At 66.7% G+C, this 24,666-nt stretch carries 25 protein-coding genes; 4 read left to right on the forward strand and 21 right to left on the reverse strand.

Features of this window, described 5'->3' with window-relative positions:
• Positions 1 to 6 precede the first annotated feature (6 nt).
• Positions 7 to 1,296: an NtaA/DmoA family FMN-dependent monooxygenase gene (locus tag NY1_RS07670; protein ID WP_067709832.1), complete on the reverse strand. Its 1,290-nt coding sequence runs from the start codon at positions 1,294 to 1,296 to the stop codon at positions 7 to 9.
• Between the two features lie 65 nt (positions 1,297 to 1,361).
• Positions 1,362 to 1,913 carry a Uma2 family endonuclease gene (locus NY1_RS07675; RefSeq protein ID WP_067709833.1) on the reverse strand — a complete coding sequence of 184 codons (552 nt, stop codon included), beginning with the start codon at positions 1,911 to 1,913 and terminating at the stop codon, positions 1,362 to 1,364.
• 469 nt (positions 1,914 to 2,382) lie between these two features.
• On the opposite strand from NY1_RS07675, the gene NY1_RS07680 reads away from it, so the two are divergent.
• Positions 2,383 to 4,392, forward strand: a complete 2,010-nt coding sequence (locus NY1_RS07680; protein WP_067709835.1) for an SDR family oxidoreductase — start codon at positions 2,383 to 2,385, stop codon at positions 4,390 to 4,392.
• A gap of 125 nt (positions 4,393 to 4,517) precedes the next feature.
• Here NY1_RS07680 and NY1_RS07685 read toward each other — a convergent pair whose 3' ends face one another.
• Positions 4,518 to 5,171 (reverse strand): cutinase family protein, encoded by a 654-nt coding sequence (locus NY1_RS07685; RefSeq protein WP_067709836.1) that lies wholly within the window; start codon positions 5,169 to 5,171, stop codon positions 4,518 to 4,520.
• A 265-nt stretch (positions 5,172 to 5,436) separates the two neighbouring features.
• Between NY1_RS07685 and NY1_RS07690 the strand changes: the two genes are divergently transcribed.
• On the forward strand, positions 5,437 to 6,837 hold the full coding sequence (locus NY1_RS07690) for a WS/DGAT/MGAT family O-acyltransferase (protein ID WP_067709838.1): 1,401 nt from the start codon (positions 5,437 to 5,439) through the stop codon (positions 6,835 to 6,837).
• A gap of 9 nt (positions 6,838 to 6,846) precedes the next feature.
• On the opposite strand, the gene NY1_RS07695 is transcribed toward NY1_RS07690, so the two are convergent.
• Together NY1_RS07695 and NY1_RS07700 are read right to left on the reverse strand one after the other, a co-directional pair.
• Positions 6,847 to 7,776, reverse strand: coding sequence for an alpha/beta fold hydrolase (locus tag NY1_RS07695; protein WP_084534739.1), 930 nt, complete (start codon positions 7,774 to 7,776; stop codon positions 6,847 to 6,849).
• A gap of 96 nt (positions 7,777 to 7,872) precedes the next feature.
• The gene (locus NY1_RS07700; RefSeq protein ID WP_067709839.1) at positions 7,873 to 8,778 is read right to left on the reverse strand and encodes an expansin EXLX1 family cellulose-binding protein; all 906 of its coding nucleotides are present in this window, start codon (positions 8,776 to 8,778) and stop codon (positions 7,873 to 7,875) included.
• A gap of 200 nt (positions 8,779 to 8,978) precedes the next feature.
• Here NY1_RS07700 and NY1_RS07705 point away from each other — a divergent pair, with 200 nt between their 5' ends.
• Together NY1_RS07705 and NY1_RS07710 are read left to right on the forward strand one after the other, a co-directional pair.
• Complete coding sequence (locus NY1_RS07705; protein WP_067709841.1) at positions 8,979 to 9,833, forward strand: cyclopropane mycolic acid synthase family methyltransferase; 855 nt, start codon at positions 8,979 to 8,981, stop codon at positions 9,831 to 9,833.
• 221 nt (positions 9,834 to 10,054) lie between these two features.
• The gene (locus NY1_RS07710; protein WP_067709843.1) at positions 10,055 to 11,254 is read left to right on the forward strand and encodes an LGFP repeat-containing protein; all 1,200 of its coding nucleotides are present in this window, start codon (positions 10,055 to 10,057) and stop codon (positions 11,252 to 11,254) included.
• A 68-nt stretch (positions 11,255 to 11,322) separates the two neighbouring features.
• Here the strand turns inward: NY1_RS07710 and NY1_RS07715 are convergent, their stop codons facing one another.
• The 16 genes from NY1_RS07715 to NY1_RS07790 all read right to left on the reverse strand — a co-directional run bounded on the left by NY1_RS07715 (position 11,323) and on the right by NY1_RS07790 (position 24,644).
• A complete protein-coding gene (locus NY1_RS07715; protein WP_067709844.1) occupies positions 11,323 to 11,748 on the reverse strand; it encodes a hypothetical protein in 426 nt (141 codons plus the stop codon).
• A gap of 69 nt (positions 11,749 to 11,817) precedes the next feature.
• A complete protein-coding gene (locus NY1_RS07720) occupies positions 11,818 to 12,453 on the reverse strand; it encodes a TetR/AcrR family transcriptional regulator (RefSeq protein ID WP_067709846.1) in 636 nt (211 codons plus the stop codon).
• Positions 12,453 to 13,094, reverse strand: coding sequence for a TetR/AcrR family transcriptional regulator (locus NY1_RS07725; RefSeq protein ID WP_084534741.1), 642 nt, complete (start codon positions 13,092 to 13,094; stop codon positions 12,453 to 12,455). Before NY1_RS07725 ends, NY1_RS07720 begins: the two co-directional genes overlap by 1 nt.
• Positions 13,091 to 13,843 (reverse strand): Rv1363c family protein, encoded by a 753-nt coding sequence (locus tag NY1_RS07730; protein ID WP_084534742.1) that lies wholly within the window; start codon positions 13,841 to 13,843, stop codon positions 13,091 to 13,093. Before NY1_RS07730 ends, NY1_RS07725 begins: the two co-directional genes overlap by 4 nt.
• Before the next feature lie 13 nt (positions 13,844 to 13,856).
• Positions 13,857 to 14,807: an MlaD family protein gene (locus NY1_RS07735; protein WP_067709850.1), complete on the reverse strand. Its 951-nt coding sequence runs from the start codon at positions 14,805 to 14,807 to the stop codon at positions 13,857 to 13,859.
• Positions 14,804 to 15,817: an MlaD family protein gene (locus tag NY1_RS07740; protein ID WP_067709851.1), complete on the reverse strand. Its 1,014-nt coding sequence runs from the start codon at positions 15,815 to 15,817 to the stop codon at positions 14,804 to 14,806. The genes NY1_RS07735 and NY1_RS07740 overlap by 4 nt, the downstream gene beginning before the upstream one ends.
• Positions 15,818 to 16,747: an MCE family protein gene (locus NY1_RS07745; RefSeq protein ID WP_169815315.1), complete on the reverse strand. Its 930-nt coding sequence runs from the start codon at positions 16,745 to 16,747 to the stop codon at positions 15,818 to 15,820.
• Between the two features lies 1 nt (position 16,748).
• A complete protein-coding gene (locus NY1_RS07750; RefSeq protein ID WP_233434244.1) occupies positions 16,749 to 17,762 on the reverse strand; it encodes an MCE family protein in 1,014 nt (337 codons plus the stop codon).
• Positions 17,759 to 18,766 (reverse strand): MCE family protein, encoded by a 1,008-nt coding sequence (locus NY1_RS07755; protein WP_067709855.1) that lies wholly within the window; start codon positions 18,764 to 18,766, stop codon positions 17,759 to 17,761. The genes NY1_RS07750 and NY1_RS07755 overlap by 4 nt, the downstream gene beginning before the upstream one ends.
• A complete protein-coding gene (locus NY1_RS07760) occupies positions 18,763 to 19,788 on the reverse strand; it encodes an MlaD family protein (protein ID WP_067709856.1) in 1,026 nt (341 codons plus the stop codon). The genes NY1_RS07755 and NY1_RS07760 overlap by 4 nt, the downstream gene beginning before the upstream one ends.
• Positions 19,789 to 19,790: 2 nt before the next feature.
• A complete protein-coding gene (locus tag NY1_RS07765; protein ID WP_067709858.1) occupies positions 19,791 to 20,660 on the reverse strand; it encodes an MlaE family ABC transporter permease in 870 nt (289 codons plus the stop codon).
• Entirely contained in the window at positions 20,660 to 21,490 is an 831-nt protein-coding gene (locus NY1_RS07770) for an MlaE family ABC transporter permease (protein WP_084534745.1), read from the reverse strand. Before NY1_RS07770 ends, NY1_RS07765 begins: the two co-directional genes overlap by 1 nt.
• A gap of 275 nt (positions 21,491 to 21,765) precedes the next feature.
• Positions 21,766 to 23,064 carry an NAD(P)/FAD-dependent oxidoreductase gene (locus NY1_RS07775; protein ID WP_067709860.1) on the reverse strand — a complete coding sequence of 433 codons (1,299 nt, stop codon included), beginning with the start codon at positions 23,062 to 23,064 and terminating at the stop codon, positions 21,766 to 21,768.
• Positions 23,061 to 23,243, reverse strand: coding sequence for a rubredoxin (locus tag NY1_RS07780; RefSeq protein ID WP_067709868.1), 183 nt, complete (start codon positions 23,241 to 23,243; stop codon positions 23,061 to 23,063). The genes NY1_RS07775 and NY1_RS07780 overlap by 4 nt, the downstream gene beginning before the upstream one ends.
• Positions 23,236 to 23,424, reverse strand: coding sequence for a rubredoxin (locus NY1_RS07785; protein ID WP_067709870.1), 189 nt, complete (start codon positions 23,422 to 23,424; stop codon positions 23,236 to 23,238). The genes NY1_RS07780 and NY1_RS07785 overlap by 8 nt, the downstream gene beginning before the upstream one ends.
• Positions 23,424 to 24,644: an alkane 1-monooxygenase gene (locus tag NY1_RS07790; RefSeq protein WP_067709872.1), complete on the reverse strand. Its 1,221-nt coding sequence runs from the start codon at positions 24,642 to 24,644 to the stop codon at positions 23,424 to 23,426. Before NY1_RS07790 ends, NY1_RS07785 begins: the two co-directional genes overlap by 1 nt.
• Positions 24,645 to 24,666 lie beyond the last annotated feature (22 nt).

Here is a 24,666-nt window from a genome sequence, read left to right on the forward strand (position 1 = left end):
CCGCGGTCAGGCCGGGAGCGGGGGTAGTTCGAGGTTGTCGCGGAAGGTCGCGCCGCGGTAGTCGTCGCCGACTATGCGGCGGCGGCGGAGTTCGGGGAGCAGGCCGTTGAGCAGGAAGTCGCGGGTGCGCGGGTCGGTCAGGCCGCCGAGGGAGATGACGTCCAGGACCCCCGCGTCGTAGCGTTCGGCGATGGCGTCGGCGAGTTGTTCGGGGGTGCCCGCGGCGGCCCAGTGACCGGTGTCCTTGGCGGCGATGATGAGTTCGCGCAGCGTTTTGCCGGAGCGGGCGAAGGCGTTGAAGATTTCGACGCGACCGCGGCGGCGGTGAACCGAATGCACGTCGGGCAGCAGCGATTCGGGGATGGGGCGGTCCAGGGGGAGATCGGAGAGGTCGATGCCGCCGCCGAGCATATCGGCGAGGGCGAGGCGGCCGGCGTCGAAATCGGTGGCCTCGTCGCGTTCGCGGACCAGGCGGCGCACCTCGGCCTCGGTGGCGCCGTAGGTGGCGTGGAAGGAGCTCATGATGAGCGGGAGCTGCTCGGCGCGACCCAATTCCGTTGCGCGGGTGCGGATTCGCTTGGTGTAGGTGACCGCGTCCTCGAGGGTGGGGAGCGAGGTGAACACGACCTCGGCGAAGCGCGCGCCGAGTTCGATGCCCGCATCGGATTGACCGGCCTGGAACTGGACCGGGCGGCGTTGCGGCAGCGGCGGGATATTGAGCGGCCCGCGCACGGTGAAATGCTTGCCCGCGTGGTCGATCGGGCGGACCAGGCTCGGATCCAGCACCGCGCCACCGCGACCGTCCGGGGTCAGCGCGCCCGGACCCCAGCTGTCGAACAGGGCGTTCACGATCTCGAGCGATTCGGCCGCACGCTCGTACCGCTCCTCCGGCGACGGCAGGTCACCGTCGCCGTAGTTCTCCTCACCGACCGAGGAGGTGACCGCGTTCCACGCGGCCCGCCCATTGCTCACATGATCGAGCGTGCCGAACAGCCGAGCCAGGTTATAGGGGTGATGGAAGGTGGTCGTCACGGTGGCGATCAACCCGACATGGCTGGTCACGGCGCTGAGCGCGGCCAGCACGATGAGCGGCTCCTGCGCCCCGATCGCCCCCTGCGCCCCGAAACTCAGCAGGTCCGCCGCGAACAACGCGTCGAACTTGTGCGCCTCGGCGAGCTTCGCGATCTCCAGGGCCTCGGTCAGCGTGGACCGCCCCGGATCCACCGCGGCGGCGTACACATCCGCCGAACCACTCACTCCCGTAACGGTTTTCAACAGTCGCCGCGTATCGCCCATCCCGCCGACACTAGAAGCCCGCCCCGGCCGCGACGATGGTTAGCTTCGCCGTGAACGAAACCCGGTCAGCCCGGCCGCAGTTCCGACACCAGCCGCGAACCGGTGAGTTTGTATTCCGCGCCCTGCAGCTCGTACATGGACACGAACCCGTCCAGGTCCTCGGCGGCGGTATCGCCCCGGATGATCCAGCAGTGCGGAATCCGCAGCTGGGCGTACACGCGCAATTTCTCGATGGCATCGCGCACCTGCCCCTCCGACGCCACGGCTTCGATGACCGCGAACAGCGCGGCGGGCGCGTGCACGGTGGTGTGCTTGGCGGGCAGATGGCCGGGCTGGAACACCACCGCGTCGGCCACGAAATTGTGGTGCCCGATGCCGCCGCGCGCGAACCCGGAGTCCGCCACGTACTGATCGGCGGCGATCTCGTACCCGTGGTTGCGCCAGAACTCGAGGACGCCGAACAGGATCCGGGAGTACCAGAACGTCACGGGCATGAGGCTGAGCTCCAATCGGCCGGCGCGCAGTTCCCAGGCCCAGCCGCGCGGGACGGACGGCAGGGCGTCGAATTCGGCGCGGGTGCGGATTCCGGTCAGGGGTAGGTCGAGCTGGTGGGGCACGGACTCCCTCCGGTGGTGAATGCGCCGACAAGACTGGAACACCTTAGCGTCAGATTGCTCCGGCCAGGGCGTTCACCAGCAGGTTTGCCGCTCGGCGTGGCGATTCGGGCAAATCGGATATCCAAGATCGCCGGGAACTAGCGGAGCGCGCACCGGTAAGCCCGCGCTTAGGACACTTGACCAGTAGCTGACAAATTGCCAGCTGCGTCCGAGGGTTACACGAAAACGCTTGTTACACACAACAACTCGAATAGCTCCGGGGTGACCATTCACACATGCCCCGAAGGCCCGTTTCGGTTGATACGACTTTTTCTGGGCCGTAAAGTTACTCACCAGTTAGGCACGAAGGTGTTCCTACCTCGGCCCGACATTCGGTAAGGGGGCCGATTCAATCCACGTCCGCATCCACCGACGCATGTCGGACGAACACTGTTGGCTACCAACTGGTTCGTAATTTAAGGAGGGGGCGATGGTTTCCTACATCGTCACAGGCGGGACCGGATTCCTCGGACGGCGCGTGGTCGCCGGACTGCTGCAGCGCGATCCGCAGGCCGTGGTGCACGCGCTGGTGCGCGAGGCGTCGATCGCCAAACTGCGCGAGATGGCCGCGGGCTGGGGCGCGGAAGATCGAGTGTTCCCGCTGGTCGGGGACCTGACCGCACCGGGCCTCGGGCTCACCGACGAGGCGCCGCACGCCGACCACGTGGTGCACCTGGGCGCGGTCTACGACATGACCGCCGACGCCGACGTCACCTATGCCGCGAACGTGCGCGGCACCCAGTCGGTCATCGCGCTGGCGCGCGAGCTGGACGCGGTACTGCACCATGTGTCCTCGGTCGCGGTGGCCGGCGATCACAAGGGCAAGTTCTTCGAAGACGATTTCGATCTCGGGCAGAACCTGAATTCGCCTTATCACCGCACCAAATTCGAGGCCGAGAAGCAGGTCCGCGAGGCCGAGGGGCTGCGCTGGCGGGTGTATCGCCCGGCCATTGTGGTCGGCGATTCCCGCACCGGCGAAATGGACAAGATCGACGGCCCGTATTACTTCTTCCCGGCCATCGCGGGATTGGCCGCACTGCCCGCCGATCTCCCGATGCCATTGCCGGATCTGGGCGCGACCAATATCGTCCCGGTCGATTTCGTGGCCGCCGCCATGGTGGAACTGATCGGCAAGCCCGGACTGGTCGGCCGTACCTTCCATCTCACCAATCCGGAACCGCAGCCGTTCGGCGATATCTACGCCGCGCTGGCCCGGGCCGCGGGTGCGCCCACCGGTATCGGCCCGCTGCCCGGCAGCCATACCGCGCTCCATGCGCTCGGCGTCATTCCCGGCGTGCCGGCGGTGCGCGATTTCCTGTTGGAGCGCTTCGGCATTCCCGCCGAGGTCGCCCCGCACACCGCCTTCGAATCGGAGTTCGTCTCCGAATCGACGCAGGCCATCCTGCGCGCGGCGGGTATCGAGGTTCCGGAATTCGCCGATTACGCGGACACGCTGTGGAACTACTGGGCCGATCATCTGGACCCGGATCGCGCCCGTCGCGGCGACGGTGACGGACTGGCCGGTCGCATCGTCCTGGTCACCGGTGCGTCGTCGGGTATCGGCCTGGCCACCGCGCACGCTGTCGCCAAGCGCGGCGCGACCGTGCTCATGGTGGCGCGCACCCCCGAGGACATCGAGGCGGCCGCCGCCCAGGTGCGCGCCGAAAGCGGTGCGGCCCAGGCCTACACCTGCGACATCACCGACGAGAAGTCGGTGGAGCTGCTGGTCAAGCAGATGCTGGCCGATCACGGGCACGTGGATTACGTGGTCAACAATGCCGGCCGCTCCATCCGCCGCTCGGTGCTCAACTCCACCGACCGCATGCACGATTTCGAGCGCACCATGGCCGTCAACTACTTCGGCGCGGTGCGGTTGATCCTGGCGCTGCTGCCCTCCATGCGCGAACGCCGGTTCGGGCATTTCGTCAATATCTCCTCGATCGCGGTGCAGACCAAGGTCCCGCGCTTCGCGGCCTACGTGGCGAGCAAGTCCGCCCTGGACAATTTCAGCGAGATCGCCGCCGTCGAGAACGCCGATGCCGGAATCACCTTCACCTCGGTCCGCATGCCCCTGGTCCGCACCCCGATGATCGCCCCGACCGACCTCTACAAGTCGATCCCCGTCCACACCCCGGAGCAGGCCGCCGGCATCGTGGTGCGCGCCCTCGAACACCGCCCGAGCCGCATCGACACCCCCATCGGCACTTTCGCCCAGTTCGTCGACACCGTCATGCCCTCGGTGAAGCGAGCCATCCTCTCCCAGGGCTTCCGCATGTTCGGCGAATCCAAGGCCGCCCACGGCACACCCGTCGAAGCGACCCCCGACAAGCCCGAATCTCGCAGCCCCCTGATGGTTCTGGCCCCGATCGTGCAGCCCCTCATGGGCCTGCCCTCCCCTGCGGCCCGCATCGCCAACAAGATCCCGGGCCTGCACTGGTAGTGCGCTTGCCGGACACAGCGATTCGGCCCGATGGGCAGGTGGATACCCATCGGGCCGCGCCCCGGGCTTGCGGCGACCGCCCCTTGTAAAAATGCCGCCGCGCCGCGGGATTCGGGTGGCTCGGATCAGAGGCGGTAGGCGGCGAAGTTGGCTGCCGCCACCAGACTGTCGCCGTAGGAGACGTGGGCGTAGGCGTTCGAGCCCGCGCCGCAGATGGGATCCCCACTGGTGCACCAGGTTCCGGTGCGAGCCAGGTACGGGTCGGGGACGCTCCAGCCCATGGCCTCCATCGGGTCGCCGAAGAGCAGGATGGCGGACACGTGGTCGGCGAGGTAGGACGGGAGTTGCGTGCGGTTGGGGTACCAGGACACCGCGCCGGTGCCCAGGGCCGCGTGGACGACCGCCGCACCCTGTGAGTAGCCGACGAGCACGAAGGACTGGGCGGGGCAGGCGGCGACCTGAGAAGTCAAGTGCGACACCAGGTCCGAGGATCCCCAGCCGAGATTGAAGCTGTAGTCGGCGGGATAGGCGACCGAGTACGCGGTGGTGGTGCGGGGCAGGCGATCCTGCAGATAGCCGTAGAGCTGATTGCCGACCACGTCGCCGAGCCAGCCGGGTTCGCCGGTGCCGCGCGCCACCACCACATCCACGTCGGCACACCAGTTCGCGTGTGCCGTCCCGGGTTGGAGCGGGATCAACGCGGCCGCGATCAGCAGCAGGATCGCGAAACCCCAAGCGCTACGCCATGTACCAGGCAGCAAAACCTTCCGGTCGCCCATGTTCCTCACCTCACGCCGTTGTGAGAAGCCGGGCGACTCTTGTCAGTGACAAGTGACACTCGCCCGGCTATGTGACCCAAGGTACGAACGGGGTGCGCGGGCGGCAACGAATTCCATTGGAGAGATACCCAATCGCGGCCCAACCGTATCGGTATGAAACTTGTTATCTACAAGCTACTTCGAGGCAACGGAACGGGCTCCAACCGGTCAACCCGGGTGCAGCGATCGGTGCGCAAAATGGAACCGGTTCCCATATCGTCTTGTTATGGAACGACTTACCGGGCTGGACGCCAGCTTCCTCTATCTCGAAACAGACACTCAACTGCTGCACGTGTGCGCATTGCTCATAGTCGACCCGGCCGCCGACGGCGTCGAGTTCGACTTCGAGACCTTCAAGGCCGAGCTCGGCCGGCGCCTGCACCTGATCCCGGCCATGACCAGCCGCCTGCATCCGGTGCCGTTCAACCTCGATCATCCGCTGTGGGAACGGGATCCGGATTTCGATCTCGGCTACCACGTCCGCCGCGCCGCGCTCCCCGCCCCGGGCGGCCGCCGCGAATTGGCCGACATCACCGCCGATATCGCCGGCCGGCCGCTGGATCGCGGTCGCCCGCTGTGGGAGATGTGGGTGGTGGAAGGGCTGCCGCACGGCAAGGTCGCGGTGGTCTCGAAGTACCATCACGCCATCGTCGACGGCATCACCGGCACGAACATGATGATGCATCTGTGCGATCTGGAACCGGGCGTGAGCTACACCCCGCCCGCCGAAATCCCGGCCGCCGAACCGAAACCCGATGATCTGCGGCTGGCCGGTGAAGCGCTGCTGAAGCTTCCGGGCCGGCTCGGGCTGGTCGGGCTGGTGCCCAAGACCGTCGGCATTCTGGGCGGTCTGGTGCAACGGCGGCGCGGCACTGGCAGCCGCGGTATGCCGCTGCCGTTCACCGCGCCGCGCACCCCGTTCAATCGAGCGATCACCCAGCATCGCGCCGTCTCCTTCATCCAGTCGGACCTGGCCGATATCAAGGAGATAAAGACCGCGTTCGGTGTGAAGGTCAACGATGTGGTGCTCGCCGTCTGCGGCGGCGTGCTGCGCGCGTACCTGGAGAACCGGGACGAACTGCCCGAAACCTCGCTCATCGCTTCGGTTCCGGTGTCGGTGCACGACACCACCAGTCACGAGAGCGGCGCGAATCAGGTCTCGACCATCTTCGCCCGGCTCTACACCGACATCGCCGATCCGGTGGCGCGCATGCTGGCCATCGCCGAGGATAATCGCGGGGCCAAGGAGGAGCACAATCTGATCGGCGCCGACTTCCTGCAGGATTGGGCGCAATACGCCCCGCCCAACACCTTCCAGCTGGCGGCGCGCGCCTACTCCTCGTTCAAGCTGGCCGAGCATCACCCGGTGGTGCACAACCTGGTCATCTCGAATGTGCCCGGACCCAACTTCCCCATGTACTTCCTGGGCGTGCGGGTGGCGTCGATGTATCCGTTCGGACCGGTCTTCCACGGTGCGGGCCTGACCGTCACGGTCATCTCCACCAACGGCAATCTCGACTTCGGTTTCATCGCCGACCGCGAACTCGTGCCCGATGTCGACCAGCTCGCCGACGCCGTGCCCGAGGTCATCACCGAACTGCTGAAAGCCGCCCGCGAAAAGCATTAGCCCCCGGCGCTATTGCCTTTCCACCACCGAAGCGACGGCCTCGAGGAACACCGGGACAAAGACGTCCGCCTCGAGTGCGCAGGCCGCATGACCGGCCTTCGCGAGGAAAATCTCCGCTCCCGGAATCATTTTCGCCATTTCCAGCTGACGGCCCACCGGCAGGGCCCGGTCCCGTGTGGTGATCACCACCGCCGTCGGCGTTTTCAGGCTCGGCAGCCATTCCGAGGAATCGAACCGCCCCAGCGCCACCAGTGATTGCGCCAGCGCCCAGCCGCTCGTACTGCGCATTTCCGACATGGCCCAGCGATCCATCCGGCCCACCGGCCACGAGTACTCCGGCAGTTCGGTGAGTTTGTCGCGGCGTAGTTCGGCCCGGCGGAACGACCATTCGCTGAACGAGGTGGCGATGGCCGCCCAGGTGCGATGAAAAGCCCGCTCGCGCAACTTCTCCTGGAATTTGTAGGTGGTGGCGGCCAGGACGATGCCGCCCACCCGGTCCGGATGCCGGTGCGCGGCCAGCTGTGCGACCAGGCCGCCCATCGAATAGCCCGCGAGCACCGGACGATCCACGCCGAGCGCGTCGGCGACCGCGATCACATCGTCGGCCAGATCATCGAGATCGAAACGCTCGGAACGGATTCCGCGGCCGTGCCAGCGCTGATCGAACAGGATCACCCGGTAGTGCTCGCCGAGTTCCTTCAGGCACGGGAACCAGTTCAGCATAGCGGTGGTGGACGCGCCGTGCAGCAGGATCACCGCCGGGGAGTCCACGGCCGGGCCGGGCAGGTCCACCACATAGGTGCGGCCGCGGCCGGGCAGCTCGACCATGGCGCCCTGGGGCACCTCGGTCAATCGTGAGATCCGGGGGGACAGGCGGCGGCCGCGGCGGGGTTCTCCGGTGGATCCGTTCGCGGCCTGCGCCAAGCTGGGGTTCGTCATCGAAATGCCTCCCGACGTGCTGCTTCAATAGGCGAAAATGAAACACGTTTCACCTGATGATGCCATAGGTCGGCGGAATGCTCGCGGTTCGTTCGATCACGGTTTACACGTGTGCGGGCCGCTCACCACAGTCGTGACCACCACCGGGGCCGGCGGGGGCGGCGTTTCGGTGACCGGGATCGCGCCGGGCATGTCGTAGAGCCGAATCCCGGTGTAGCGCAACTGTCCCGGATCGACGGCGACGCCGGGAATCAGCACCTCGTGGTCGTATTCGTCGATCACCAGGGCGGTGAAGGGGCCGGGGCCCAGGCCCGAGAGCGACCAGGTGTTGTCATAGCCGCGGCGCAGCGAGACCCAGTCGCCGCCGGACTCCGGACGCAAGGCCACCTGACGCAGGGGGTTTCCGCTGCCGCCGAAGAGCAGGCCCAGCCAGTCGGCATTGGAGCCCGGCTGGACCCGGTAGTAGATCTCGGGGGCGGGGCTGGGGTCGCGGACCTTGGTGATGCGGATCTGCGCGACGCCATCCTTGGTATTGGCGATGGCCTCGAAAGCCGTTCTGCTCAAATCGTATTGGTTGGCCGCGCACCCGGGGCAGCGGTCCACGATCTGGGCGCGCACGCTGCCGAGCGGGCCGTCGATGTCGACGTAGGAGCCGCACGGCGCGGAGCCCCCGTACTCCGCGGTCGGGATACCCACGTAGTAGCCGTCCAGCGGCAGGTCCGGCAGCGAGCAGGCCACGCCCTGACTGAAGGCGTAGTACCGCGCTTCGCCCCGCACCGGCGCGGGCGGCGGCTGGGTCGTCGGAAGCTGCTGTGCGGCAACCGGTGTCGGCGTGGTGGTGGCGGGCAGGGTGATCACGGTGGTGGTCGGCGCGGCGGTGGTGCAGGACGCCGGTACCGGCCGCATCATCCAGCTCACGGTGGCCACCACGGCTACGCCGGTCAGTGCCGTCCACAGCCAGGGCCTGCCATTTCGGACCTCTTCGTGTCCCGTGCGGTGCATGGCCGCTCCCCAACCTCCGAATTGATGTTTGCTGCAACGATGCTGACTGCTATCAGGAAACCAGCCGGACGGGTCGTGCCGGACTCGAATCGGAAACTCGAAAGGCAGGAATCGGCGTGTCACCGGCGTGTCCTGGATCGAACGCAATCGCCCCGAACTGCGTATAACCGGGTACCTGCCCCCTCAGGAAAGCCCCCGACATGACTCAGCTCGCGCCGTTCTATCGACAAGTCCAATCCCACTACGACCTGTCCGACGAGTTCTACGCGCTGTTCCTCGACCCCTCGATGACCTACAGCTGCGCCTACTTCAGCAGCGACGACCTGACCTTGGAACAGGCCCAGCTCGCCAAGATCGACCTCGCGCTCGGCAAACTGCGCCTGCAACCCGGTATGACGCTGCTGGACATCGGCTGCGGTTGGGGCGCGACCATGCTGCGCGCCGCCCAGCGGTACGACATCCAGGTCATCGGCCTGACCCTGAGCCGCAACCAGTACGAGCACACCCGCGCCCGCATCGCCGCCCTCGGCCCCAATGCCGAAGTGCGCCTACAGGGTTGGGAGGAATTCGACGGCACCGCCGACCGCATCGTCAGCATCGGCGCCTTCGAGCACTTCCGTAAGGAGCGCTACACCGAATTCATCACCCGCTGCCACCGCATGATGCCCGCCGACGGCCGCCTCCTGCTGCACACCATCATCGGCCGCAGCCTCGCCGAACTCCGCGCCGCCAACATCCCCGTAACCCGCGAAGACGCCCTCTTCCACATCTTCATCAAACGCGAGATCTTCCCCGGCGGCCAACTCCCCCAAGCCCCCGAAGTCCCCCGCCTGGCCGCCACCGCCGGCTTCCACCTCCAGCGCACCCACTCCCTGCAACCCCACTACGCCCGCACCCTCGACCACTGGGCCGCCGCCCTGGAACAAAACCGAGACCGCGCCATCGCCCTCACCTCCGAGGAGGTCTACAACCGCTACCGTCGCTACCTCACCGGCTGCGCCGACTACTTCCGCACCGGCCACCTCGACGTAGTCCAATTCACCCTCGTCAAGTAACCCGGAAAGCCCGCGAATGCCAGGAATTCGCGGGCACTTCCGCCGCGCCCTCGGTCGGTCGCTCGAACAGCGAGCGGCCCTCGCTCTAGCCAGGCTGCGCCTTCCCTTGCGAGTAGAACGCGTATCGCATTCGAGTAGTCCGGTACGCGTTACCGCAGTGCATCTTTCGTGCACGATCGGTGCTTGTCCAATCCAGGACGGCAAAGGGGGAGGAAGTACTCATGCCAAACAAGATCGACATTCTGTTGAACAATGAAGTGCGCCAATCGGTCAAACAGCCGAGCGTGATCGATACGGTGCACGATCTCCAACGACATCTGGGCGATCTGAAGCCGCTCATCTCAGCCAACGCCCAAACTTCCATCAATGACCGATATGCCCAGTCCCCAGGCCTTTTCGGCTCGGCGATAGGCGGGCTGCGAGAGTTCGGCAGGTTCTACTATCAGGAGTACGAGAAGGGTCTGATCGCGAGCAAGGGCTATCAGATCATCGTCGGCGAACCCGCCGCCACCTCGGTCACCGGCGCGATCTATCAGCATCTGCTGTTCATCGGTGGTATCGACTACTTCGGTCTGCCGACCACGGACGAACAGCCGACCGCGAGCGGAGGACGCTACAACGACTTCGACAAGGGGTCGATCTACTGGCGGGGCGATCTGGGCGCCCATGAGGTTCACGGCTGCATACGAGATCGATGGCTCGCCGAAAACGGACCTCGCGGCAATCTCGGATTCCCGGTATCCGATGAGGAAGCGATGCCACTGGGATCGGGCCTCGACCGCATCAGCCATTTCGAGCGCGGCGCCATCGCCTGGTCGAATGCGGCAGGCGAGTCTACCGTCGTCCCCAATTCGATCCAGGTGTGGTTCATGGGGATTCATTGCCAGACCGAGTCTGACGAGGCGTCCGTATCCGATGAGCCCTATCTGCTCATGAGCTGCATTCCGGTCGGTGCCGACAAGGCACCCGCAAGAGTGGAGTTGGCCGAATTCGATGACGTCGACAGCGGGGGAACTTATTCGAAGACCACACTCCTATATCAGGGACCCGCACGGGATCTGGTGCTGGCCGTGAAGATCCGGGAGAAGGACGAGGGCGATCCGAATGCGTTCAAAGGAGTCTTCGCAGCCGCGATCCAGAAGGGCATCGAAGCCGGAGCCACGGCCGCCGGCGGACCCGCGGGGACAGCGATCGCCAGTGTGGCCGGGCCGGTTGCCGAACTCCTCGGTGGGAAACTCTCCGAACTGACCGGCGCTGCCGACGACGATGTCGATTCCTTCACCGCCATACTGGATTACGGCACACTCGCGCATCTTGTGGCCACGCTGGAAACCGGCGAGGTGCCCCATGACCTCATGTATGTGAAGGGCAGCGATTCCGAGGGCAGATACGAAATCTTCTTCAAGGTTGTCGCGGGCTAGACCGAAAACGTTGTCAGCACGCCACATGAACTCCGGCCGGAATTCGAACTCCGGCCGGAGACGCGCCGTTACGGGACGAAGAAGGTGGCGAGGCCGGGAGTGGTGGTGCCGCCGGTGGCGGGGGTGAGGACGAGGGCGAGCTGGCCGGGGCCCGGGGTGAAGGTGGTTTGGGCGGGAATGCCGTTGAGGCCGTTGGAGAGTTGGGCGGTGCCGGTGGTGCCGGTGGTCAGGTTGAGCCATTGGACGGTGGAGACGGGGTAGCAGCCCCAGCCCGCCGGCATGCCGCCGGTGATGGTGACGGTGCCGGGCTGGTTGCCGACCACGGCTACGCAGTTTCCGGCCATGGAATCGAAGCTGCCGTTGGGGTTGCCGAAGGGGGCGGGGTTGATCTGGAAGCGGATGGTTGCCGGGTCGGCGGTCGCGGTGGTGGCGATGGGGAAGGTCGCGGCGGCGAGGGCGGTGGTGGCGAGGGCGAGCTTACGGGCGAAATTCATGGGTGAACTCCTGCGGCGCTGGGATCCCGACCTGAATGCGGTCGAGGATACCGACTGGTTGCTCGGAGGTCAGGGTTCGGCGCCGAGGGCGGTGCGGAGGAAGTCGACGAGTTGGGCTCGGACTCGGTCCTGGGTGAGGCCGTCGGAGCCGGCGTGGAGGGCGGACATGAGGGCGGAGACGAGGACCGAGAGGAGGACTTCGCCGGCGATGTGGGGGTCCAGGGCGGGGTCGAGAAAGCCTTCGCGGATGCCGTGCTCGACCTTGGTCATGGCTTGGTCGCCGTAGCTGCGGGCGTTGTGGAGGCAGCGATCGATGACGCGGTCGTCGATCGAGGAGGCTTCCAGGAGCAGGAAATTCACCAGGCCGGGTTCGCCGGCGACCAGGTCGTAGCAGCGATCGATGACGCGGGCGTAGCGGTCGCAGAAGTCGGTGAGGGAGTCGGCGGTGGACTCGCCTTCGGGGCCCAGGAGGCGGTCCTTGATGAGTTCGAAGGCGTGGTCGATGACGGCGTCGAGGATGTCGCGCTTGTTCTCGAAGTAGTTGTAGAAGGTGCCGTGGCTGACGCCGGCGGCGGTGGCGATGTCGTCGACGCCGACCACTCGGAAACCGCGGGTGGTGATGAGATCGTAGGCGGCCTGGACCAGGGCGGTGCGGCGGGCTTCGGCGCGGGCGGCCCGGCGGGTCACGGGTTGGGTGCCGGTCATCAGGCGATGCCTCGCACCCGCAACGACTTCTCCAGCAGCGCCAGCACGGCGGTCGCGCTGTGGGCGCGGATCTCCGGATTGCCCGCCCCGCGCAGCTCGCGCATCATCCAGGGCAGCACCAGCATCAGGATGGTGTGGGCCAGTACGTCGGCGTCGATATCGGCGCGAATCCATCCGGCGTCAATGCCGCGGGTCAGCTCGGCGGCGACCAGGCTGGCGGCCATCGCCTCCAATCCGAAGAGCCGCTGGGACAATTCGGCGTCGATGGCGCCCGCCTCCACCAGCAGCAGGCGCATGAACCGCGGATCGCTCTCGATCAGATCCTGCACCCGGCCCAGTCCCGCGCGCACGCCGTCCAGCAACTCGGGGACACTGGACGCGCTGCCCACCAGCAGATCGATCCGGAGCGACGCGAGCAGCTGCTCGACGCCGAAATCGATGACGTGGTCCAGGATTTCGCGTTTGCTGCCGAAGTAGCGGTAGATGGTGCCCTGCCCGACCCCGGCACGCGCCGCCACCGCGGAAATGGCGGTGGCCCCGTAACCCTGGGCGGTGAACACCTCGTAGGCGGCTTCGATGATCTGCCGGCGCCGCCGCAGCGGAAGCTGTCGCTGCGGCGGCCGGCCGGTGCGCGGGCTTATTTCGCGGCCCCGCCCTTCGTGTCACCGGCGTCCTTCGGGCCGTAGTCCACGACCAGCCACTCGCCGCCGTTCTTCGCGACCGTCACGGCGAGCAGATTCGGCTTGGTCGCGGCCTCGGCCTGCTGGATGTTCTGGGTGCGCTGGGTGGCGAAGACGGTGACCGCGTACTGGTCGTTGCCCTTGGCTTCCACCGAGGTGCCGAGGACATTGCCGGTGGCGACCACCTGGGCCTCGGTCATGATCTTGGTGAGGGTGTCGTGGACTTCGGTGTAGCGCTTGGTCAGTGCGTCGGAGGTGCCGCGCTGCACATTGTCGAAGAAGGCGGGCAGGTTCTTGTAGTCGTAGGTCAGCGACCGCAGCGCGTAGTCCTTGGCGACCTCGGCGGCCCGATCGCGATCGGCCTGGGCGGTGCGGGTGGTGTCGAGGTCGCCGGCGGCGCGGAACCAGCCGATGCCGAGCACGATCGCCAGGACCGCGAAGGCGGCGGCCGTGGCCACCAGCACGGGGTACGCGCGATCCCGGAAACTCTTGGTGGGCAAGGATTCCCGCGTCGGCATAGCGGACGCCACCGGCACGGTCGTGCTCCCGGCTTCCGGCACGGGGGGCACCGTCACGGCACCGATCTCCGGCACGGCGGACACGGTCCCGGCCTCGACCTGCGGCGCGACGGGTTCCGTCTCGGCCTTGTCCAGCACCACGGCGGTCTCGGCGGTTTCGGTGACGTCCGGAGTCTGCTCGGTCTCACTCATGATGGTCTTCTCTCTATCGAGGAACGTTGATGCCGATATGCGCCGCCCCGTCACCGGGGAACACCGTGGCCAGCAGATCCACGATCGATCCGGCGTCCACGCGCAGCGGTTTGATCGCGACGGTCGAGGGCTGCAGGGCGGTGGCGATGAACCCCAGATCGGGCCCCGTCAATTGCAGATACGAGTCGATCCGGGTGACCAGCGGCCCCAGCGGATCGTCGAAGATGTTCTCGCCGATGTAGGAGTAGTTCTGGAACGCACCGATGATGTGCAGCAGTTCCGGCAACGCGGTATCGATATCCCCGGCCGCCGCGCTGATGGTCGGCGCGCGCCCGTCGAACCGGTCACCGAGCGTCTGCACGTTCGAGTACAGCCGCGCGATCGCGGCGCGCTTGTCCCGCAACAGATTCGCGGTCGAGGTGAGCGCCTTGGTCAGGTTCGCCACATCCGCGTCGCGCCCCTCGAACCCGGCCGCCACGGTGGTGGCCAGATGCTGGATGCGGCTCGGATCCAGTTGCGCGGTCAGCGCGTCCAGTTTGGCGAGCGCGTCCCCGACGGTGGTGGCGATCTTCACCTGCCGCTGCGGCACGATACTGCCGTCGTGCAGGAACGGCCCCGCGGTCCCGGTCGGCCGGAAGTCGAGGAACTGCTCCCCCGCCGCCGACAGATTGGCGATCTGCACGGTGCTGTCCACCGGAATCCGGTATTTGGCGTCGTATTCCACCCGCACCGCCAAACCCTTTGCGGTGGCGCCGATTTCCCGCACCTTGCCGATCGGCAGCCCGCGCAGCGTCACCTCGGAGGTCTTCATCAGCCCGCCCGAGGAATCGATCAGCACGGTGACCGTGTTCAGGTCGCGGCGCGGGTCCAGATTCAGCACGCCGACGGCCATATAGCTGCCGCACACCAGCGTCAGCACCATGAGCAGGATCAGCGAGACCGGCCCGGAGAGTGAGAGTTTCATGGCACCATCCCGATGGAGCGCAGTGTGGTGACGAGCTGGTCGGCCTGTACGTCGGCGGCGACGCCGCGCACCCGCACATCCGGCGCGTTCAGGAACGGAATCAGCTTCTCGCGCAACAGCGTGTAGAACGCGTCGGTGTTCTCGCGCAGCGTGATGTCCGAGTACGCGATGGTCAGCGCGGTCGGCGCGAGCACCTGCACGATGGAGTGGAAGTCGCCCACGTGCGGCAGCAGCAGCTCCCCGGCATTACCGGCCAGCCCGCCGCCGCTGATGATCAGCTTGACCACGTTCAGCAGCACATCCGACAGACCCGCCGCGCGCGCCGGGCCGTAGGTGAGGATGGTGTCCACCGATCCACGCCCGGCTTCGAGTTTCGCCGAGATCTGTTGTGCCGAAGCGAGAATGCTGTCCAGCTCGGCGGTGTGCCCGGCCATATCGGCCAGCGCCGCCCGCCCCGCCCGGTTGATCCGGTCCAGTTCGGCCGGATCGGCGGGGAAGGCCGCGTTGACGTCGCTGATCAGCTGCTGCATATCGCCCCAGCGCCCGCCGGTGATGATGTTGGACAGCGCCCGCAGAATGTCCTCCACATTGGTGGCGGCCACGGTCTGCGACACCGGAATCACATCGCCGTTGCGCAGGAATCCGGTGTCGGAGTTCTTCGGCGCCTCCAGCGCGATGTGGATATCGCCCAGAATGGTGCTCTGCCGCAGTTCCGCCGTGGTGGTCTTGGGCAGTTTGGCGTCGCTCTTGATCTGCACGGTGGCGACGGCGGTGCTGCCGATCAGGTCGATGTGGTCGAGCATGCCGACCTCGACGCCGTCGGCGATCACCTTGGCGCGGTCGGGCAGGTTCAGCACCGACCCGAATTCGATACGCACGCTGAAGGTTTCACCGCTGGGGTAGGTGCCCGGGATCGGAATGTCGGTGGCCTTCACCCCGCACCCGCTGACCAGCAGCGTCACCGCGGTGAGCGCGGGCAGCAGGCGCAGGGCCAGTCGTGTGTGCTTCATCTATCCCCCCGCCTTCGGCAGCTGTGCGGCCAGCGGCGGCAGCACCGCCAGCAGCGCGGCGATATCGCCCTGGTGTTCCTGGACGAAGCTGTGCGCCTGCGGCAGCCACAGGTCCAGGAACGCGTACACCTGGGTGTCGTATTTGGCGACATTGCGGGCGATCACCGGCAGGAATTCGACCGCGATATCGACCGCGCCGGCGAATTCGGTGGAGAAGTCGCCGATCAATTGCAGTCCGGCGCGCAGATTGTCGAGCACCTGCGCCATATCCGGCCAGTTGGTCACGAACATGGTGGTGAGGGTGTCGAGGTTCTCCACCAGCCGCCGGAACACCACATCCTTCTGCTCCGGGTCGCCGACGATCGCCGAAAGTCGTTGCAGCAGTTGGTTGAACTGCTGCCCGGTGCCGTCGATGGCCTGGTCGGCGGCGGTCAGGGTCTGGTTCAGCAGCGCGTCGGCGGGCTGTCCCTGCCCGGTGGGGCCGCCGGTCAGGTCACCGGCGATCTTGCCCATGGCATCGAGCGCCTGGCTGATGCCGATCGGAGTCTTGGTGCGCTCCAGGGGAATACATTTCCCGGTGTCGAAGCGGTCGCCGCCGGTGTACGGCTTGGTCAGCTCCACGTGCCGGTCGGTCACGATGGAACTCGACATGGTGACCGCCTGGATGTCGGCGGGCAGTTTCACCTTCTTGCCGACGCTCATGGTGACCTTCATGCGGTCGCCCTGCGCCTCGATCTTGGACACGGTGCCGACCTCGACGCCGAGCATGGTGACGCTGTTGCCCTCGTAAAGACCTACGGTGTCGGTGAATTCGGCGCAGACGCTCTGTTTCGCATCGCCCGAGGACTTCGCCCACGTCACCCCGCCGGCGACGGTCGCCGCCACGACGACCGCGGCCCCGGCGGCGAGTGCTGTTCTACCCCAGCTCATGTCAGCACGCCTTGCCCTGGTAGGGAATGCACACCTGCACGCCGGCGGCCGGTTGCGCGACCGAAACCTTGGTGCCCAGTACGCCATTGAGTTTGGTGATCACATCGCGCAGCCCGTTGATCACGATGTCGAGCCGGTTCGGGTCCTCGAACACCTTCGAGAACAGCTGCTCGAACTGGGTGACGGTGGGCTCGATGCTGTCGCCGTAGGCCATGATCGGCCGGTCCAGCACGATGAGCAGCCGTTTGACCAGGTTGAACAGCCCGACGATATCGTCCTTGCGATTGCCGAGCTTGTCGGCGACCTCCCCGAGCTGTTTGACGAAATCGGCCAGCACCGCCTTGTCGTCGGCGATGGCGGCGATGTACTCGTCCGACACCTGCAATGCCCCGTCGAGCTGGCGGGTGCGGTCGGCCAGCAGTCCGGTCAGCTCATTGGCATTGGTCAGCACGCTGCGCAGGGCATCGGGCTGATCGGTGAGCGCCTGGTTCAGCTCGCCGATGGTGGCGCGCATGGTGGTGGCGTCGACCTGGCTGAAGACCGGGGTGCCCTTGTCGAGGATGTCGCTGAGCTCGAACGGGGTGGCGGTGCGCTCGGGCGGAATGTGCTTGCCGCCCAGCGCCTTCTCCCCCGCCGGGGCCAGCGCCAGATAGTGCCCGCCGATCGGCGTCAGCATCTTCACCTCGACCGCGGACAACTCCCCCACCCGCACCTCGGTGCTCACGGTGAAACTGACCTCGACATGGTCATCGACCAGTTCGACGGCCCGGATCTTGCCGACATTGATCCCGGCCACCCGGACCTCGTCCCCGGCCCGGGCCCCGCCGGAGATCTTGAAATCGGCGATGTAGGTGCGCTGCCCGAACGGGATCACATACAGTGCCCCCGCCGCCAGCAACAGCACCCCGCACACCGCGACACCCGCGATGCCCCAGCGCAATTGCCGCGGCTGGTCGCCACGACCGGCCAGCAGTTCCCGAATCAGTTCCCCGAAATAAGCGATCAAGCCCTTCACTTGCACACCACCAGATCTTGGGTCGAGAGCACCGCGCCCACCACGGCCGGCAGCGCGGCTTCGCCATTGGTGCAGGTGATGCGCGGCTGTACGCCATTGCCGGGGACCGCGTTGTTGAGCCCGGTCACCACCTGCGGGGCGATGGCCAGCAGGTCGGTGAGCTGGTTGGTCTGCGGCACCAGGCGGCGGATGAAGCTGTCCATCGGACCGTAGGCGTAGTCGTAGGCGTCGCGGGCTTCCTCCAGCACCGGAATCAGTGGCCCCAGTACGGCATTCGCCCGGTCCACGGCATCGAGCATGGTCTGTTCCTTGCTGGTGAACTGGCGCAGGATGCCGGCCAGCTGTTGCACCAGATCGCCCACGGCCTGGGACTTGCCGCCGAGGGAATCGGCCACCAAGCCCAGGTTGCGGATGAGCAGCACGATGACGGCTTCGCTGTTGCGGGCCTGTTTGGTGAGCTTGTCCAGGTCCGCGAGCACCGGGCCGATACCGGAGCCGTCACCCTGGATGACGCGCAGCAGGTTGGTGCCGAACTGGTTGAGCTGCCCGGGATCCAGTGTCTCGAACAGCGGTTTGAAACCGTTGAACAGCTTGGACACGTCGAAGCTGGCGATGGTTCGCTCCAGCGGAATCGTCGCTCCCACTTTCAGTTTCGCGCCCGGCTTACCTTCGGTGAGCAGCTCGACATAGCGCTGGCCGATCAGATTCTGGTAGCGCACAGCGGCTTTGGTGTTCTCGTAGACGGGCCGCGATTCGTCCACGGTGAAGTGCACGCGGGCGCGGGTGCCGTCCAGTTCGACGGTTTCCACCTTGCCCACCGCGACGCCGGACATGCGCACCGAATCCCCGGCGAACAGGCCCGAGACATCGGTGAACACCGCGTCGTAGGTGACCTTCTCGCCCGGGATGGGCGTGCGCAGGGCGGTCACGATGAACACCGAGCAGGCGGCCACGATGAGCAGGAACACCGTCAGTTTGACGGCGGATTTGCCGACTTCGTTCATTTCCCCCCTCCCAGCGAATCGGCCAGGTACGGCATGTTCGTCGCGATGAGTTCCACCTGCAGCTGGACGTGCCCGTCCACGGTGGGGAACGCCTCGTTCATGGCGCGCAGCAGATTCGGCACCCGGTTGTAGGCCGGGGCCACGGTGCCGATGGAGATCGCGATGGGCACCGCCAGATCCAGCACGCCCGACAGCACCGGCTTCAGGTTCGGGTTGTTGGTGGCCAGCAGCTTCGAAATGCCTTGCAGCACCGCCTCGTCCACGCCTTCGGTGGCTTTGTTGGTGCGCGCCCGGTTCTCGGCCTCGCCGAAGTAGGCGCTCTGTTCCAGCACCGCGAGAATGGCGTGCCCGGCCGACGGCGTCAGATCCCGGAACGCCCCGGTCATATCCGCGCCGATCTCCAGATAGTGCGACAGCGGGGCCTGCTGACCGTCGGCCAGCATGCGTGCGGTCTCGAAGAACGATTGCAGCACCGGGCCGATGGCGGAGGCATTGTCGAGCATGAGATCTACCAGCCGCCGCACGGTCTCGGAATCGAGTACCTGGGTGAGCTTGGCCGCGCGCCGGAACACCCCCGCCACGGTGGCATTGGTGGCGTTCTCGCCGATGCTGAGGATGCTGTGCTCCTTCAGCTGCGCGCCACCGCTGCCGGCCACCAATTCGATGGCGCTGGAACCGAATACGTTCGAGGAGGTGAACCGCGCGGTCACGTCGTCGGTGAGCGCCGACGCCTGATTCCGCTCGATCTCCACCTTGATCCGCTGATGCCCGTAGCCGATGGTCTCCACCTCGCGCACGCTGCCGATGGCATAGCCGCGGAACTTCACCTCCGCGCCCGGCGCGAGACCCTCACCGAGCGTGGCCGCGTCGATGGTCAGCTGGAACCGGTCCGCGAAAGAGCCCTTCGCATAGGAACTCACCACCAGCGTCACCGTCACGATGACCACGGCGATGACGAATCCGCGCACCCGCAGCGCCCACGGTCCGGCCGCGCGGCCGGAATGATCCTTGAATACCGCCATGACTACCCCGAGATCCGGATGCCGACGTCCAGGCCCCAGATCACGATCGTCAGGATCATGTCCAGGATGACCACCAGCACCAGGCTGGCGCGAATGGCGCGACCCGAGGCCCGGCCCACGCCCTCCGGGCCGCCGCTGGCGTAGAAGCCCTGGTAGCCGTGGATGAGAATGATGGTGACCACGAAGATCGTCGCCTTGATCAGCGAGGCGATCACGTCGCCGGGTTGCAGGAAGGCGTCGAAATAGTGGTAGTAGGTGCCGGAGGACTGCCCGTGCAGCACGTTCACCACGGTCGCGCAGGACAGGTACGACAGGATGAGCGTGAGCAGGTGCAGCGGCACGATGGTGATCACGCCGGCGATGACGCGGGTGGTCACCACGAACGGCATGGGCCGCAGGCCGATCGCCTCCAGGGCGTCGATCTCCTCGGAGATGCGCATGGCCCCGATCTCGGCGGTCATGCGGCAACCCGCCTGCGCGGCGAAGCCGATGGCGGCCACCATCGGGGCCATCTCACGAGTATTGGCGTAGGCCGAGACGAAGCCGGTGAGCGGCCCCATGCCGACCATGTTCAGCGCGGTGAAACCCTCCACGCCGATGGAACCGCCGACCGCGATGCCGAGGAAGGCCAGCACCGCCACGGTGCCGCCGCCCACGATGATCGCGCCGGAGCCCCAGGTGATGTCGGACAGGATGAGCATGGTCTGGCGGCGGTACACCCGCAGCGTGTGCGGGACGGCGGCCAGCACCTCGTAGACGAAAGTGGCCTGGTGCCCGAGGGATTCGAAGACGCCCATCGGCGCCTGCACGCTCTTGCCGGCCAGTCGGCCGACCTCGCCGAGCGGTTGATAGCGGGCGGGTACTTGAGTCATCAGCCCACCTGCGTCGGGATGAACATCGAAACCAGCTGGGTGATCACCAGATTCACGCCGAAGGCGGCGATCACGCCGATCACCACGGCCGCGTTCACGGCATTGGCGACGCCCTTCGGACCGGAGGTGGCCTCGAGTCCGCGCTGGCACGAGACGATCAGCACGATCACCCCGAAGATGATGGATTTCACGATGGCCACGGCCAGATCGCTCATTTTCGCGAACGCCGCGAAGGCGCTCAGATAGCTGCCGGGCGTGACGCCCTGGAAGCCGACCGCGATCACGTAGCCGGTGAACACGCCCATGAAGATGATCAGCATGCAGAGCAGCGGCGTGAGCGCGATCATGGCCGCCAGCCGCGGCGCGACGAGCCGCCGGATCGGGTCGATTCCCATGGTGCGCAAGGCATCCACTTCATCGCGGATGGTGCGCGCGCCCAGATCCGAGGCGATGGCCGAACCGGCCGCGCCGCCCAGCAGCAGCGCGGTCACCATGGGCGCGCCCTGCCGGATCACGCCGAGCCCGCCGGCCGCGCCTGAGACAGAGCTCGCGCCGACCTGCTGGGTCAGGCTGCCGACCTGGACGGCGACGATGACGCCGAACGGAACCGCTACCAGCACAGCGGGAATCGCGGTAACGCTGACGATGAACCAGCCCTGTTGTAGCGTCTCACGCCACGGATGCCGCAGTTTCACGATGTCGAGCACCAGGTAGCGGAAGGCCGCCACCGCCAGCTGCAGCGTTCGCCCGAATGTCCGCAGCCCCGAGAGCACGAACTCGACGGCCGGCCGTACGTACGGCTCGGGCCCCCGAATGACCTTGTCGACCAATGTCTACCACCCCACGTCCCCACTGTGGTCGAGGTCGTACCGGCGCTCCTGTCCGCCGGTATCGACTGGCCGAGACAGTAATACACATTTCGGACTGACGTGTCAGTCTTCACGAATATTGTTGCTCGGCTTGACCTTGCGAGCGTTTCTGGTGCAAAATGCCCAGCTCAGCGGGATATGGATGGTGAAATGCGCTGCTTCAGCAAGCGATCAGCAAAAGAGAATGCCGCCGAACCGACTGTCTGGTTCGACGGCATTTCAGTTATTGCGAGGGGTTAGCTCGTCAGCTGTCCCAGAGGGATATCGGCAGCGTCCGGCGCGAGCCCGGCGGTGATCGATTCCCGGGCGGCGCGGAAGTCCGCCGGGCAGCCGACGGCGACCGCGCCGACCACGCGATCCGATCGGGCGGCTAGCACCATGAACTTGCCCTCGGCGACCGAACCACGAAGCAGCAGTTCGTCTTCCGGGGCGATGCGGCCCGCGAACTGGAGGTTGACCCCGTACTGCATGGACCAGCCCCAGGGGATCTCCAGGGGGCCGGGAGCCAGGCCGAGCATCGACCGCGCGACGGCGGCGCCCTGGGCCTGCGCGCTGTTCCAATGCTCCTCGCGCCGATGGCCGCCCAGCTCCGGGTCGAACCGGGCGGCGACATCGCCCGCGGCGAAGACGCCGGGAGCCGAGGTCCGGAAGCGCTCGTCCACGCGGATTCCGTCCGAGACATCCAGACCGGCGGCGACCGCCAGGGCCGTATCGGGAACCGAACCGATGGCGACCAGCGCCGCGTCGGCGGTCCAGGTCCGGCCGTCGACGGCGGTCGCGAGCACGCCCGCGGGGGTGTGCCGGAACGCGTCCACGGGGGCCAGATCGGCGAGCAGGACTTCCGAGTGCAGCTCGACGCCGTTGCGCGCGTGCATATCTCGATAGAACTCGCCGACCACGGCGGGCGCGACGCGATCCAGCGGACGCCGGGCGGCGTCCAGCATCGTCACCCGGGCGCCGAGGGCGCGGGCGGTGGCGGCGACCTCACAGCCGATCAGCCCGGCGCCGACGATGAGCAGCGACTTGTCCGCCACCGGGGCGTCCGGCGGCGCGTCGCCAGGCCCGGCGGAGACATAGCGGCCGGAGGTTCGCCCGGTGATCGCGAACCGCAAGGCGTCGGTGTCCGCACTGCCCCGCAATGTGTGCAGTACGGACCGGCCGTCCGCCGCCACGCCGTCCGACTGCCGGGGCAAGGCGCGCGGACGCGCGCCGGTGGCCAGCAACAGGCTGTCGTACCCGAGCTCGGAGCCGTCCGTCAGCCGCACCCGCGCGCCCGCCACGTCCACGCTCGCCACCGCCGTCGCGGTGCGGATATCGACGGCGTGCGCATGCCAGAAGTCGGCCGTCTGCAACAGCATCCGGCTCTCGGTGGCGGTGCCGGCGAGCAGTTCCTTGGACACCATCGGGCGGCGGTACGGCAGCCCGGATTCCGCGCCGAGCAGGACGATCTCGCCGGTGTAACCCTCGGTGCGCAGGGTGCGGGCGGCGGTCGCGCCCGCCACGCCCGCACCCACGATGACGATGCGCTCACTCACGCGCGACTGACCTCGACCATCTCGAAATCGACCTTGGCCGCGCCGCAATCGGGGCAGGACCAGTCCTCGGGGATGTCGGCCCAGCGGGTACCGGGGGCGATGCCGTCCTCGGGCCAGCCGAGTTCCTCGTCGTACTCGAAGCCGCACTGCAGGCAGCGGAAGAGTTTGTAGTCAGTCATGGGGGTGTCCTGTGTCGGCGGAAACGGATTCGAAGTCGAGCTTTTCCCGCACGCCGCAGTCCGGACAGCACCAGTCGTCCGGAATCGAGGACCACGGGGTGCCGGGCGGGAAGCCTTCGCGGGGTGCGCCTTTCGCCTCGTCGTAGACGTAATCGCAGACGGGGCAGCGGTATTCGGACATCAGTGGGCTCCGTACCGCGCCAGCACGCGATCGCGCTTGCCGGGCTGGATGTTCACGCGGGTGATATCGCCGCTGTAATGCTCGAGCACACGGTGATCCATCACCTTGCGCCAGAGTGGCGGGAGGTATGCCAGACCGATCATGGAGGCGTAACCGCTCGGCAGATTCGGCGCGCCGTCCATACTCCGCAGCGTTTGATACCGACGCGTCGGATTCGCGTGATGATCGCTGTGCCGCTGCAGGTGGTACAGGAAGATATTGGTGACGATGTGGTCGGAGTTCCAGCTGTGCTCGGGCGTGCAGCGCTCGTAGCGGCCGCTCGCCGTCTTCTGCCGCAGCAGACCGTAGTGCTCGAGGTAGTTCACGGTCTCCAGTAGTGAGAAGCCGTAAACCGCTTGCAGCACCAGGAACGGCAGCACCGCCGGCCCGAAGACCGCCGCGAGCACGCCCCACAGCACCACCGACATGAGCCAGGCGTTCAGCACGTCGTTGTGAATCTTCCACGGGCGCTTGCCCAGTCGCTCCAGGCGCTTGGCCTCGAGCTCCCACGAACTGCGCAGGCTGCCCCAGACGCTGCGCGGCAGGAAGCTCCAGAAGGTCTCGGCGAAGCGGGCGCTGGCGGGATCCTCGGGGGTGGCCACCCGTACGTGATGGCCGCGATTGTGCTCGATGTAGAAGTGCCCGTAGAAGGTCTGTGCGAGGGTGATCTTCGACAGCCAGCGCTCGAGTTCGTCCTTCTTGTGGCCGAGTTCGTGCGCGGTATTGATGCCGACGCCGCCCATCACGCCGATGCTGAGCGCGAGCCCGATCTTGGAGAGCAGGCTCAGCCCGCCGTCGATACCGAGCCAGGACAGGTCGCCCGCGGTCCACAGATAGCTCGCGAACACCAGGCTGAGCAGCTGGAACGGAATGTAGACGTAGGTGCAGTACCGGTAGTACTTGTCGTTCTCCAGGTACTCCATCACCTCGTCCGGGGGATTCTGCCCGTCCGGCCCGAAGAAGCGGTCCAGCAGCGGCAGCAGTACGTAGACCAGCAGCGGGCCGATCCACCACCACACCGATGCCAGCGGCGCACTCCAGCTGAACTGGTTGAACGCCCACACCAGGGCGGCGGCGAGAAATATCGCGGTCGGTGGCACCAGGCCGAACAGCCAGAGGTAGCGCTTGCGGTCACGCCACTGCGGTAGTGCGCGCGACTCCTCGATTCGAGACGTCGTCATTGTCGATCTCCTGAGCGTTTAC

This window comes from Nocardia yamanashiensis NBRC 100130 (genome assembly GCF_001613325.1).
GTDB classification, from domain to species: Bacteria; Actinomycetota; Actinomycetes; order Mycobacteriales; family Mycobacteriaceae; genus Nocardia; species Nocardia yamanashiensis.

What these genes read in the sequence shown, in the direction of transcription:
- NY1_RS07670 (WP_067709832.1), bottom strand. Translation starts at nt 1,296, where the DNA reads ATGGGCGATACGCGGCGACTGTTGAAAACCGTTACGGGAGTGAGTGGT.
- NY1_RS07680 (WP_067709835.1), top strand. Translation starts at nt 2,383, where the DNA reads ATGGTTTCCTACATCGTCACAGGCGGGACCGGATTCCTCGGACGGCGC.
- NY1_RS07685 (WP_067709836.1), bottom strand. Translation starts at nt 5,171, where the DNA reads ATGGGCGACCGGAAGGTTTTGCTGCCTGGTACATGGCGTAGCGCTTGG.
- NY1_RS07690 (WP_067709838.1), top strand. Translation starts at nt 5,437, where the DNA reads ATGGAACGACTTACCGGGCTGGACGCCAGCTTCCTCTATCTCGAAACA.
- NY1_RS07695 (WP_084534739.1), bottom strand. Translation starts at nt 7,776, where the DNA reads ATGACGAACCCCAGCTTGGCGCAGGCCGCGAACGGATCCACCGGAGAA.
- NY1_RS07700 (WP_067709839.1), bottom strand. Translation starts at nt 8,778, where the DNA reads ATGCACCGCACGGGACACGAAGAGGTCCGAAATGGCAGGCCCTGGCTG.
- NY1_RS07705 (WP_067709841.1), top strand. Translation starts at nt 8,979, where the DNA reads ATGACTCAGCTCGCGCCGTTCTATCGACAAGTCCAATCCCACTACGAC.
- NY1_RS07710 (WP_067709843.1), top strand. Translation starts at nt 10,055, where the DNA reads ATGCCAAACAAGATCGACATTCTGTTGAACAATGAAGTGCGCCAATCG.
- NY1_RS07715 (WP_067709844.1), bottom strand. Translation starts at nt 11,748, where the DNA reads ATGAATTTCGCCCGTAAGCTCGCCCTCGCCACCACCGCCCTCGCCGCC.
- NY1_RS07720 (WP_067709846.1), bottom strand. Translation starts at nt 12,453, where the DNA reads ATGACCGGCACCCAACCCGTGACCCGCCGGGCCGCCCGCGCCGAAGCC.
- NY1_RS07730 (WP_084534742.1), bottom strand. Translation starts at nt 13,843, where the DNA reads ATGAGTGAGACCGAGCAGACTCCGGACGTCACCGAAACCGCCGAGACC.
- NY1_RS07735 (WP_067709850.1), bottom strand. Translation starts at nt 14,807, where the DNA reads ATGAAACTCTCACTCTCCGGGCCGGTCTCGCTGATCCTGCTCATGGTG.
- NY1_RS07740 (WP_067709851.1), bottom strand. Translation starts at nt 15,817, where the DNA reads ATGAAGCACACACGACTGGCCCTGCGCCTGCTGCCCGCGCTCACCGCG.
- NY1_RS07745 (WP_169815315.1), bottom strand. Translation starts at nt 16,747, where the DNA reads ATGAGCTGGGGTAGAACAGCACTCGCCGCCGGGGCCGCGGTCGTCGTG.
- NY1_RS07755 (WP_067709855.1), bottom strand. Translation starts at nt 18,766, where the DNA reads ATGAACGAAGTCGGCAAATCCGCCGTCAAACTGACGGTGTTCCTGCTC.
- NY1_RS07760 (WP_067709856.1), bottom strand. Translation starts at nt 19,788, where the DNA reads ATGGCGGTATTCAAGGATCATTCCGGCCGCGCGGCCGGACCGTGGGCG.
- NY1_RS07765 (WP_067709858.1), bottom strand. Translation starts at nt 20,660, where the DNA reads ATGACTCAAGTACCCGCCCGCTATCAACCGCTCGGCGAGGTCGGCCGA.
- NY1_RS07780 (WP_067709868.1), bottom strand. Translation starts at nt 23,243, where the DNA reads ATGACTGACTACAAACTCTTCCGCTGCCTGCAGTGCGGCTTCGAGTAC.
- NY1_RS07785 (WP_067709870.1), bottom strand. Translation starts at nt 23,424, where the DNA reads ATGTCCGAATACCGCTGCCCCGTCTGCGATTACGTCTACGACGAGGCG.
- NY1_RS07790 (WP_067709872.1), bottom strand. Translation starts at nt 24,644, where the DNA reads ATGACGACGTCTCGAATCGAGGAGTCGCGCGCACTACCGCAGTGGCGT.